9 protein-coding genes and 1 pseudogene are annotated in these 11473 nt (G+C 48.4%); 9 read left to right on the top strand and 1 reads right to left on the bottom strand.

Features of this window, described 5'->3' with window-relative positions; all coding sequences use genetic code 11:
• From SHEWPOL2_RS20275 to SHEWPOL2_RS20265, 3 genes are all read left to right on the top strand, one after another.
• Positions 1-1113: flavocytochrome c (locus SHEWPOL2_RS20275; RefSeq protein ID WP_037431104.1), on the top strand; the 1113-nt coding region annotated here is incomplete at its 5' end.
• 35 nt (positions 1114-1148) lie between these two features.
• On the top strand, positions 1149-2786 hold the full coding sequence (locus tag SHEWPOL2_RS20270; RefSeq protein WP_037431102.1) for an aromatic amino acid ammonia-lyase: 1638 nt from the start codon (positions 1149-1151) through the stop codon (positions 2784-2786).
• 41 nt (positions 2787-2827) lie between these two features.
• A complete protein-coding gene (locus SHEWPOL2_RS20265; RefSeq protein WP_037431101.1) occupies positions 2828-3211 on the top strand; it encodes a cytochrome c3 family protein in 384 nt (127 codons plus the stop codon).
• A gap of 218 nt (positions 3212-3429) precedes the next feature.
• Here SHEWPOL2_RS20265 and SHEWPOL2_RS20260 read toward each other — a convergent pair whose 3' ends face one another.
• Positions 3430-4719, bottom strand: a complete 1290-nt coding sequence (locus SHEWPOL2_RS20260) for an alpha/beta fold hydrolase (RefSeq protein WP_037431098.1) — start codon at positions 4717-4719, stop codon at positions 3430-3432.
• Between the two features lie 179 nt (positions 4720-4898).
• Between SHEWPOL2_RS20260 and SHEWPOL2_RS20255 the strand changes: the two genes are divergently transcribed.
• From SHEWPOL2_RS20255 to SHEWPOL2_RS20230, 6 genes and pseudogenes are all read left to right on the top strand, one after another.
• Positions 4899-5543: an MBL fold metallo-hydrolase gene (locus SHEWPOL2_RS20255; protein ID WP_037431095.1), complete on the top strand. Its 645-nt coding sequence runs from the start codon at positions 4899-4901 to the stop codon at positions 5541-5543.
• Between the two features lie 324 nt (positions 5544-5867).
• A complete protein-coding gene (locus tag SHEWPOL2_RS20250) occupies positions 5868-7607 on the top strand; it encodes a methyl-accepting chemotaxis protein (RefSeq protein ID WP_037431093.1) in 1740 nt (579 codons plus the stop codon).
• Positions 7608-7820: 213 nt separating this feature from the next.
• A pseudogene (locus SHEWPOL2_RS20245) lies at positions 7821-8835 on the top strand (XdhC family protein).
• Complete coding sequence (locus SHEWPOL2_RS20240; RefSeq protein ID WP_037431091.1) at positions 8835-9557, top strand: nucleotidyltransferase family protein; 723 nt, start codon at positions 8835-8837, stop codon at positions 9555-9557. Before SHEWPOL2_RS20245 ends, SHEWPOL2_RS20240 begins: the two are co-directional and overlap by 1 nt.
• A 3-nt stretch (positions 9558-9560) precedes the next feature.
• Positions 9561-10058, top strand: coding sequence for a (2Fe-2S)-binding protein (locus SHEWPOL2_RS20235; RefSeq protein WP_037431089.1), 498 nt, complete (start codon positions 9561-9563; stop codon positions 10056-10058).
• Between the two features lies 1 nt (position 10059).
• The coding region (locus tag SHEWPOL2_RS20230) for a molybdopterin cofactor-binding domain-containing protein (RefSeq protein WP_037431087.1) at positions 10060-11473 on the top strand (1414 nt) is incomplete at its 3' end.

Genomic DNA, 11473 nt, shown 5'->3' with positions numbered 1-11473 from the left:
GGTGTTCACTGGAAGCCCTTTGTACAACATTTTGGCGGTCACTCAGTACAACGGGTACTGCAAACCGTCGAAAGCTCAGGTGCAGGCATTATTCGTCCCTTGATCAAAGCTGCGCGTGACAAGGGCGTGGTCATGAAAAATCAGACCAAGCTCGAAGGCTTTGTAAAAGATGAGGCTGGACGGGTGATCGGTGTCGAAGTTCGTGAAGGTTTTTATTTTCCCAATGAGCGCACGGGTAAAATACGCCGTATCGGCGCGCGCCGCGGCGTGATTATGGCGACCGGTGGTTTTGGCCGTGATATCGAATACCGCATGATGCAATTACCTGAGTTAAATAGTGATTTAGATTCAACCAACCATGCAGGTGCCACCTCTGAGGCACTCAAGCAAATGATGCTGATTGGGGCCAATCCCATTCATTTAGACCAAATTCAACTCGGTCCCTGGGCATCTCCTGACGAGAAGGGGTTTGGCACGGCTTCACAATTCAACACTATTGCCACTTATCCCCACGGCATTGTTGTCGATGTACGCACCGGCGAGCGTTTCTTCAATGAATTAGCCGACCGTAAGGCGCGGGCCGACGCCATTATGACCAGACGAGATGAAAAGGGACAGCCTGTCTACCCCATTGGCTTTACTAATGCCGCCGGTGCCAGCAAGGCGCAAACCCTAGATTGGGGACTGAAATATAACGTCATCAGCAAAGCCGAGACCTTAGACGAACTGGCTGCTATTTACGGCATGCCTGCTAAGGCGTTAAAGGCGCAAGTCGAGCGCTGGAATGAGGCGGTTAAGACTGGTGTAGATAAAGAATTCGATCGCCCAATGCAAGAGGCCATCGTGCTAGACAAAGGACCTTGGTATGCGGTGCGCATGTGGCCGAAGGTGCATTACTGCATGGGCGGCGTGAAGGTAAATACCCAATCCGAAGTGCTGCATTTGGTCAGCAATAAAGCCATCCCCGGATTATATGCCGCTGGCGAAGCTACCGGTGGTATCCACGGTGCAAGTCGATTAGGTGCCTGCGCCGTTGCTGAAGGGGTGGTGACGGGGCGTAACGCTGGCCGTAACTGCGCCGCAGCGAGTGCTGTAACACTTAAGCAAGCCTAGATTTTACTAAATATAACAAAATGTTGGAGATGATTATGAATAAATCAGTGTTGATGGCTTCACTCACCTTGAGCCTACTCTCAGGCAGTGCGTTAGCGATGGAGCAAGTCGTGCTTGATGGTAAACATTTAACCCAAGACCAAGCTTGGGCAATTGCCGATGGCGCTAAAGTAAAAATTGCTCCACAAGCGAAAACCCAATTAGTGAAAGCACACGAGCTATTGATGGAAGCCGCACGTCTAGGTAAACCCGTTTATGGTCTAACCGTAGGTGTTGGACTTAATAAAGACCACAAACTGTTCGATGCTAATGGCAAATTGAGTGATGCAGTACTCGATGCCTCAAGAAGTTTTAACTTTAGTACTTTTCGTGCTCATAGTGCAGGCGTGGGTGACGTTGCGCCCATCCGCTTAACACGTTTGGCATTGGCTGTGCGGTTAAATACTATGCTAGCCGGACAAACCGGTGTGCAGCCTGTGGTGGCAGAGCTTTATGAAGCCTATCTTAACAAGGGACTTACGCCTGTGATCCCTGCCAAGGGCACGGTAGGTGAGGCGGACATTCTACTCTCATCCCATGTCGGTTTAGCCATGGTTGGCGAATGGGAAGTATTCTATAAAGGTCAGCGTGTTAGCAGTAAAGAGGCGATGGCTGATGCAGGGATTGCACCATTAGTTCCAATGGGGAAAGATGCGCTGTCGATTTTATCTAACAACGCCTTTGCTGTGGCGTATGCAATGCAAGGTTACCGCGAGGCGAAGCAACTATTGGCCGTGTCGCCCACCGTCTTTGGCTTAAGCCTTGAGGGATTAAACGGCAACGTGGCGCCATTCTTGCCACAAACCAATGATATTCGCCCATTCCCTTATATTAAAACCGCCGCCAGTGACATTTTAAAACAACTCGATGGAAGCTATTTATGGCAGCTGAATGATGAGCGTCCTTTGCAAGATCCGCTGAGCTTTAGAACGACAGCTTATACTTTTGCTGGCGCCGAACAGGCCTTAGCTTCATTGGATGAAGTACTCAATATCCAAATCAACCATTCAGATGATAACCCCGCAGTAATTGTGGGTGCCTCAAACCAGTATGCGCAGTTCCCACAAGTGGCTAAGTATTTGGTTGAAGGGCAGGGTGGTGTATTCCCAACCACTAACTTTGAGCCGCTGCCTGTGGCTCTCGCGGTGCAAAACCTGAGTGTGGCCTTGACCCATGTTTCCCATAACAGTGTGATGCGGACCATTCATTTGTCCGATGAACACTTTACTAAGCTGACGCGCTTCCTAAGTGCGCCTGAAAACCAAGGCCATGCCTTTGGTGCAATTCAAAAAGCCTTTGTGGATATGCAAGTGCGTAACAAGCAGTTAGCGACGCCAGTCTCCTTCGATGGGATTTCTATCGCTGGTGGTATTGAAGATACCTTCACTAACCTTAAGTTAGCATCGGATAACCTGATCCAAATCGTGGATAACACGCGAGTCATCTATGGTTTAGAGCTGCTACATTCAACTCAAGCGATTGATTTACGTAAACAAGCGAACCCTGAGCTGCAACTTGGTAAAGCGACGCAAGCCATGTACAAGGCTTACCGCGAGAAAGTGCCTTTTGTTGCGAAAGATCGCCCATTCACGCCGGACATCCAAGCGTCGACTGACTTTATTACACACTATTAATCTGCGATGCGGGGCACCATGCCCCGCCTAGGAAGACTCTGATGTTAAAACCCGTATTTATTCTATTACTCGGTGCCATGTTGGCAGCACCTATGGCTGCTAATGCAATGAATATCAAGGATTACCATAAAGAGGTAATGACTGGAGCCGATGGTAAAGTCGATTGTGCGGCATGCCACGGTGATGCAAAACGTAAAACCGTTCCCGATGCTGCGACTTGCAGTCGTTGTCATGGTTCACCCGAGGACGTGGCTAAGTTGACTGCGCGCCCTGCGGATGCGGGTCATTCGGTTGAGCCGAATCCCCATAACAGTCTGCACTATGGTACTGATCTGCCTTGTACTTACTGCCATCAGGAACACAAAGAAAGTAAAGTCTATTGCAATCAATGCCATGAGTTTACTTATCCTCAAATGAAACGTTAATTTCATCCTCGTTAAACACCCGCTCCCCTGTATTTTGACGATTATTGTCATGCACTCAACTTTGTTGAGTGCATTTTTTCAGCAAAAAAAAGAGTAATCCAACTCGGATTACTCTCACGGAAAATAGGTCGTTGAACGTTGTAGCCAAAATCACTCATTTGGATGAGGAGCCTGCACACAATGACAGCTTTTACTTAATTAACCCTTAAAATTAACATTTATCTTAAGAGTTCACCGCGGTTGAGACTGATGAGCTTATCTAAGATCCGCTCGCCATCCATTCGAATACCATTGTGTTCATATTCTGAGGTTAACCAATACTTTAGGTGCGCTACCTGTTTGGCGGTTTCTAGGCTGAAATCCATCTCTACATACATATCTTCGCTATAAATCGCGGCCGCAACTGGGACGCGGTTTTGGCTGAGCTGCTCAAGATTGTATAGCGCTGGCCAGTCCGTTTTATGGGCAAGAATATTGGCTGCGGCTTTAAGTGGCGCTAAATGGCTAAATTGTTCAAACATCCAAGGGTAAATCATCTCGCCAGTAAACAGGAAAGGCTTACCCACTTGATAGTTAAAGGCCGGATACTGCTCCCGTACCCTATGGGCAGACCACTGTGACGCACTGTGTTGGCAGTAGATGGCCTCGTGTAACAGGGCAAAAATTGGGTTGGTGTTATAGTCGAGTAATTGGCAGAAATGATTTAAAAACAGCGGGTTGACATAATCACCTTGGGGCGAGTGCACTAGGGCCTGTTCAAGTAAATAGTAGACTGACTCAGGGCCTTGCTCCATGCCTAAATTAATGCCAAGCAGTTGCAGCATTTCAACCGTGAGGCGTTCACCCGTGGCTAACTGCACTGGATGTTCGAGTAAATGTTTGGCGAGGCGAGTCACCAGATGCTGCGCATCGTGGAAGCGCTGGAAGAAGTCCTTATTCTTGGCGAGTACGCGCTGATAGGTGGCTTGATAAACCTCATCACTGCTGCGCGTGAGGGAAGGAATACCACCTGTGATATAGGCTTCACTTACGCCCTGAGGCGCAGCACTTAAGTAGTGCAGCACGCAGAAACCACCAAAGCTTTGACCGAGGATAGCCCATTTATCGGCGGGGCAGAGCTGGGTGCGAATGGATTCGGCGTCACGGACGATATTGTCGGCTCTAAAATGGCTTAAATATTCGGCCTGTTGCTCAGGGGGTAAGTGACAGAGGCTCTGATAATTGATGGGGCTAGAAAGGCCTGTGCCCCGTTGATCGAGCAATAAGACTCTAAACTCTTTGAGTGCTCGACGGATCCAGCCGCTATTGCTGGCGGGTCGCATAGCGGCAAAGCCAGGACCTCCTTGGAAAAAGACGATATAGGGTAATTTTTTATCTTTATTTTCAATGGCGCAAAGTTCTCTCGCAAACACAGTAATCTGCTCACCAATGGGTTGTTGGTAGTTGAGTGGCAAAGTAAATGTGTGTTTCTTGGCGAAAACACCAGCGAGCATCATATCGGGTTTCATCAATTGACCTTAAGGGCTAGGCTTGTTATTTATGGCAGATTGTATACAAAAGCCCTGTTGTCGCAAGTTAGGATTATTTGATTAGCCTTTGGTTGAGATCAATTTTTATTATAAAAAATTGAGCCATGATAACCCTCTTAGCGTAATCTATCGGCTATGGATAACACGAGATTGAAGCTATGAAGTACCAAATTATTCCTGTGACACCTTTCCAGCAGAATTGCAGCTTGATCTGGTGTGAAAAAACTAAGCATGCAGCGGTTGTCGATCCGGGAGGGAACGTTGACCGTATTTTAGGTGAAGTCACTAAATTAGGGCTGACCCTTGAAAAAGTGTTACTCACTCATGGTCATATTGATCATGTTGGCGGTGCTAAGTTATTAGCACAACAAACGAATGTACCCATCGTTGGTCCACATGAGGCGGATAAGTTTTGGATTGAAAATCTGCCTAAACAGAGTCAAAACTTTGGTTTTCCCCACTGTGATGCCTTTGAACCCGATCAATACCTGTGTGATGGCGATACCGTCACCGTGGGCGAGCAAAGTTTGACTGTGCTGCATTGCCCTGGCCATACGCCAGGACATGTGGCGTTTTATTCGGCCTCATCCAAGCTTGCATGGGTCGGAGATATTCTCTTTAGAAGCTCGATTGGCCGTACTGATTTTCCTCAGTCAAATCATCAAAGCTTGATCCATTCAATCACCTCTAAACTCTGGCCTTTAGGCGCTGACGTGGAATTTATTCCTGGCCACGGACCTATGTCTACCTTTGGCGAAGAGCGTGAACATAATCCCTTTGTGGCTGATCAGTTACTGCTCTAAGTTGCATAACACTGCGTCAATTGACTTAATATCAACCAAAATGCGAGTTCTAATCAGGTACAATTCATATTTACTGTGCCTGATTAAACCTGCAAACCTCATCTCTGCTTGACACACATCTTGGGTCTTTTTAGTTAGATTTATCCGCAACTATCTATTTTTAAGCATTATATTTTGACCTAAACCAAATATCGGTTATTTACGCAACTGAGAATCGCTCGTAACTCTGTGTATTATTTCATCAAAATTCTGTTTTTTTACGTTTTAGCTACATTTTACTGACTAGACTTAAAGCTAACGTTGTAGGTGTCTATCGGGGTAACTATGAATACAAAAACGATGATGAGTGTTGTTTTTTCCACAATCGTCGCTAGTGCAGTGATTACGGCGGTGCTGAGTTTTAATGTCAAATCTAAGATTGAACTCTTTAATGATGCTGCGAATATTCGCTATCAATCCTACCAAATTGCTGATGAACTTCGGCAAAGTTCTGATGATTTGACCAGACTCGCCCGTACCTATGCGGTGACTGGGGATGAAAAGTACGAAAAAATGTATATGGATATTCTGGCCATTCGTAACGGTGAAAAACCTAGACCGGAAAAATATCACCAGATTTATTGGGATTTGGTGCTCAGTTATGGCGATAAACCTAAGCCAGATGGCGCCAGAGTGGCCATCAAAAGCCAAATGAAGGCCTTGGGGTTTTCTGATGAGGAATTCCATTATCTAGAGCAGGCACAGCAAAATTCTGATGCTTTAGTCGCCCTTGAGGTCAAGGCGATGAACGCGGTGAAAGGAATTTTTATCGATCCTAATACCCAAACCTACAGCATTAAAGGTGAGCCGAATCTCGCGATGGCGAGGGAATTACTACATAGCGATCAATATCATAGTGAAAAAGCCAAGATCATGCAGCCGATCGATCAGTTTTTTACCGCCTTGGATAAACGCACTGAGGGTGAGGTGAGTAATCGATTGGATTCTTTAAATATGGCACTCAATGGTTCGCAGTTTGTACTCTTTTTGGTGATTTTAGTTGCCGTTGGCGGCTTTGTTATTGTTAAAAGTAGGATTGTGACTCCACTCGTACAAACCTGTCGCGAATTACTTGATATTCAAAGGTCTAAAAATCTTGCCCGCAGGATCTCAGTTTCGACTCAGGGTGAAATTGGGGAAATTGTTAGCCAAATTAATTTATTCATTTCATCTCTAGCCAGTTCATTAGCGACGACGGACAGTATTGCGAAGGAGGTGGCAGATCTCGCTAAACAAACCAAAGCTTCGATTCAAGTTTCCCGTCAAAGCTCAAACCGAGTCGCCAAAGAGCTCGATGCCAGTGCGAGCGCGATGGAAGAAATGACGACCACCTTAGTGCATGTTAGTGAGAGCACCTCGAACGCCGAAATTCGGGCAGCGGAAAATGAGACCCATGTGGGCGTTGGTCAGGATACGGTTTCAGAGGCATTGAATGCGATGGCGGTGCTCGAAAGTGAATTTACGACCACCCAAGATTCGATGCAGCATTTGGTGAATGAGAGCACTCAAGTCAGTAATGTATTAAGTGTGATTAAAGCGATTGCTGAGCAAACTAACTTATTGGCACTCAATGCCGCCATTGAGGCGGCGAGGGCGGGTGAGCAAGGGCGTGGTTTTGCGGTGGTAGCCGATGAAGTGCGTTCACTCGCACAGCGCACTCAAGATTCTACCAAGGAAATTGATGATATTGTTGCCAGTTTACAAAATCGCACCAATCAGGTGGGCAGCTCAGTCACCCAAGCGGCTAACTTAATGAAAAAAGCCTCAGGTGAATTGCAACGTATCGTGACGGTTTTTGATGATATTCGCCATAGCACTGCGGCGATTCATGGGATTAATACCCAAGTAGCGGCATCAACCGAAGAGCAATCCCTGGTGTCTAAGGATATTGCCACCAGTCTTATGGTGATCCGTGATAATTCCCGCGAAGTGTCACAAATTATTGAGCAAATCGAATTCACCTCTATTAGCTTAGATAATCAATCCCAAGCACTACGAACTAAGGCTGGAGAGTATCAGTTTTAACCCTTAGTTCAAGGCTATCTCACACTTGTTGACAGGGATGTCAGCTTTATCCTTTAGCTATTTTGTGTTTCCCCGCTTTTGCCCTTTTAAATTCAATTTTCCTTTGTTAGCTTGTTCTACATAAAGATAATTTTTTAATCAGTTACGCTGATTTCAATCGTGGATGCATTAAATGTGTCCCTAAGTTAGCGAAATAGAGAGGAATCAATGTCGATGGATCACCAAATGGAAGACTTATTAGAACATTGGTTGCCCCTCGCGGATGATGCATGGGTTCTGGCGGTGATTACCCATATCCAAGGCTCGTCCTACCGTAAACCCGGCGCCATGATGTTATTCCACGAGTTTGGCCAAGGCGCAGGGATATTAAGGTGGTGGCTGTTTAGAGGCCGATCTTCGCCGTCATGCGCAGCAAGCCATGCAATCGCAACAGATTACTTGTATCACCTATGATGCGACCGATGAATCCGATGCCAGCTACCGCCTAGGTTGTGGTGGTAAAGTCGATATCATGTTGATCCCTCTGCTTAAAGAAAATCATGATCTTGGCCTAGTGGACATAGTACAAGCGTTTCGCAAGGGGCTGTCGGGCTACTATCAATTGCCCTTAGTGCCTGCGGGCAGCGATGCTCGCAGTTACGCTGCACAGTTTTATCCGGCGCAAAGTGTCCCTTTTCCTACGGCGGATTTTCCTAAGGCGGGCATACTCAGTCAGCCTGAAGGGGAGGCGCTTATCATCCCACTCAGACCACGATTTCATTTAGGGATTTTTGGTGGAGGAATAGATGCTAAACCCGTGGCAGCGATTGCCCACAGTTTAGGTTGGCAGGTGAGCGTGTTTGATACGCGCACCGCCTACGCGAGAAGTGCCGACTTTCCCCATGCCCATATCGTCAAGCAAAGCCTTAATGATGCCGAAGCGCTTGTCGCGCAATTAGATTGCGCCGTGGTCATGCACCATCACCTGAATTTGGATGCGGCGGCGCTCAAAGCTATTCAACCTTTTGATCTTAAATATGTTGCACTCTTGGGGCCCGCTCATCGGCGGGATAAAGTGCTGGCGATGGCCGAACTCAATACTGAGTCGTTTAGTGGCTTTTTCTCGGCGCCCGCAGGGCTTGCGCTCGGTGGCGAGTTACCGAGCGCCATTGCCTTGAGTATCTTGGCCCAATGCCATGGGGTGCTTCATGGCGCGGCATTTTCCTCGCTCGATGGAATGATGCCTTAATGCGCATCAGGCAAAGATTGCTCATTGCTGTGCTCGCGGCAGGCGAGAGTCGGCGCTTTCAGGGGGCGAAGCTGGCACAACGTTTATCAACAGCGGCGAGTGAGGGGCAAAGGCATAGTATCTTACAACGCCATATCGACCGTTTGGCTCGCTTCACCTCGGCTCCATTAGTAATGGGAGCATCTAATCAAGTCACTGCAGAACTGTTGGTAGTGCTTGGTGCCCATCAAACATTATTGCGTCCGCAACTTGACGCTCTCGGAGCGCTAAAACTGACGTTGCTTGATAATCCTAATTGGCAAACAGGTTTGGCGTCGTCTCTGCGAGTTGCGGCGGACTTTGCAAAAGCGCAGCAGTTTGATGGCATGTTACTCACCTTAGCGGATCAAGTCGCGCTGACATTTGAAGACTATCGGCAGGTGATTGAGACTTGGCAGACGAGTCAACAATCTGTGGCCGCTCTTTATACGAACGAAGCTGAGATGTTGAATGGACAAGGGACGTTGGATGAACAAGGGACGTTGGATGAATTAGGCGCCCCTGCTATTTTTAATGCCTCAATATTCGATTTATTAACGGATTTGACTGGCGATCGCGGCGCCAAATCCATCTTAAAACAACTGGCAAATGTGGGTGAGTTAGTGGCTGTTCCTTTGCCCCATGCCGCGATTGATATTGATACTAAAGCCGATCTTGCGTCGTGGTTGGCACTTAAGGAGTGAGTTATGGCAATACCATCCTCGGAGGCGGCACAGGACCAGAGCCTTGCGATGCCTTCCCTAAACCTGACCATTAATGGCAGATCCTTTACCTTAAATGCGGATCCCAATATGCCTATCCTCTGGGCGTTACGGGATATTTTAGGCTTAACGGGCACTAAATATGGCTGCGGCGCCGGACTCTGTGGCGCTTGTACCGTGCATGTAGATGGTCAGCCTGTGCGCGCCTGTTTAACCAGCTTATCCCAGGTGCAGGGTAAACAACTGACTACGATCGAAGGGCTGAGTAATCAAAAGCTTAAAAATGCTTGGGCCGAACACAATGTGCCTCAGTGTGGTTATTGTCAGGCTGGGCAATTAATGTCAGCAGCGGCTTTAGTCACTCAGCATCCAAAACCATCGGCGGAACAAATTGATGCTGCCATGTCGGGTAATTTGTGTCGCTGTGGTACTTATCCTCGGATAAAAGCGGCGCTGCAAAGCTATGCCAAGCAGGAGGGCTAAGATGAGTACATTCACCGCAGTTGAAAATATCAGTCGCCGCGATGTGTTAAAACTCTTCGGCGCCGTCGGGGGCGGTCTCGCCCTTGGTGCCAGTGGCCTCAGTTGGAGTCCAATGGCATTGGCACAGGACCAACAGGCGCGGCTCAATCTGTTTATCGCCATCGGTGAGGACGACAAGGTCTATTTGACCTGCCACCGCTCCGAAATGGGTCAGGGGATCCGCACGGGGATTTTGCAAATTTTGTCCGAAGAGCTAGAGGCTGATTGGGATAAAATTGTGCCTATTCAAGGGCTCGCCGATAAACGCTACGCCAGCCAAAATACCGATGGTAGCCGCAGTATTCGCGAAAACTATGACCGCATGCGTGAGATGGGCGCGATGGCTCGAACCATGCTTGAACAAGCCGCAGCAGCCCGCTGGAAAGTCCCCGTGAGTGAAGTGCAGGCTAAAGATCATCAAGTGCTGCATGCCAAATCTGGCCGTGCTGCGCGCTTTGGTGAATTAGCCCTCGATGCGGCGGGATTACCATTGCCCGCAGCCGATTCGCTGCGGTTAAAGGCGGTTAAGGATTTCAAGCAAATTGGTGCTTCGCGTCAGATAGTCGATATGCAGGCCATGCTCACGGGTAAGGCTGTCTATGGCTATGATATCCAAGTGGATAACATGCTTTATGCCAGCATTATGCGCCCACCCGTATTGGGGAGCGATGTGGCTAGTCTTGACGATAGTGCGGCGCGCAAGGTAGCGGGTGTGGTCGATGTGTACCGTTTGCCAACGTCCAAGGGCGCTCCCGCTTTTCAAGCCCTAGGCGGCGTAGCTGTGGTGGCGACAAATACTTGGAGCGCGTTGCAGGGGCGTAAAGCCTTGCAAGTGAGCTGGACTGAGTCTGCCAACAGCAGCCACGATTCTAAAACCTACCTGCAAGAGCTGGTGGACAAGGTACAAGCCCCTGGCAAGGTGGTACGTCAAGTTGGTGATGAGGTCAAAGCCTGGCCGAAGGACGATACCCTTAAGGCGATTTATACCGTGCCTTACCTTATCCATTCCTCCATCGAGCCGCCTGTGGCCACCGCCAATGTGACCGAGAAGGGCTGTGAAATTTGGGCATCGACACAAACACCGCAGAGTACCCAGCAAAATGTGGCCGCGGCCTTAGGTATCGCCGAGGATGCGGTGAAAGTGAATGTGACGCTACTGGGCGGCGGCTTTGGGCGTAAGTCCAAACCAGATTTCAGTGTCGAGGCGGCGCTACTCTCCAAGCAATTTAAACGGCCAGTTAAGGTGAGTTGGAGCCGTGAGGATGAGATCCAAAACGGTTATTACCATGCCATCAGTACCCAGTGTTATCAGGCCTTGTTCGATGCCAACAACAAACCGACGGCGCTATTAGCGCGTACGGGCTTCCCGTCGATAA

It is taken from the genome of Shewanella sp. POL2, assembly GCF_000282755.1.
GTDB classification, from domain to species: domain Bacteria; phylum Pseudomonadota; class Gammaproteobacteria; order Enterobacterales; family Shewanellaceae; genus Shewanella; species Shewanella xiamenensis.
This window is presented reverse-complemented; position numbering and strand designations above follow the sequence as displayed.

Excerpts from the sequence above, each read along its gene's own strand:
- SHEWPOL2_RS20270 (WP_037431102.1), top strand. The coding sequence starts at position 1,149 with ATGAATAAATCAGTGTTGATGGCTTCACTCACCTTGAGCCTACTCTCA.
- SHEWPOL2_RS20265 (WP_037431101.1), top strand. The coding sequence starts at position 2,828 with ATGTTAAAACCCGTATTTATTCTATTACTCGGTGCCATGTTGGCAGCA.
- SHEWPOL2_RS20260 (WP_037431098.1), bottom strand. The coding sequence starts at position 4,719 with ATGAAACCCGATATGATGCTCGCTGGTGTTTTCGCCAAGAAACACACA.
- SHEWPOL2_RS20255 (WP_037431095.1), top strand. The coding sequence starts at position 4,899 with ATGAAGTACCAAATTATTCCTGTGACACCTTTCCAGCAGAATTGCAGC.
- SHEWPOL2_RS20250 (WP_037431093.1), top strand. The coding sequence starts at position 5,868 with ATGAATACAAAAACGATGATGAGTGTTGTTTTTTCCACAATCGTCGCT.
- SHEWPOL2_RS20240 (WP_037431091.1), top strand. The coding sequence starts at position 8,835 with ATGCGCATCAGGCAAAGATTGCTCATTGCTGTGCTCGCGGCAGGCGAG.
- SHEWPOL2_RS20235 (WP_037431089.1), top strand. The coding sequence starts at position 9,561 with ATGGCAATACCATCCTCGGAGGCGGCACAGGACCAGAGCCTTGCGATG.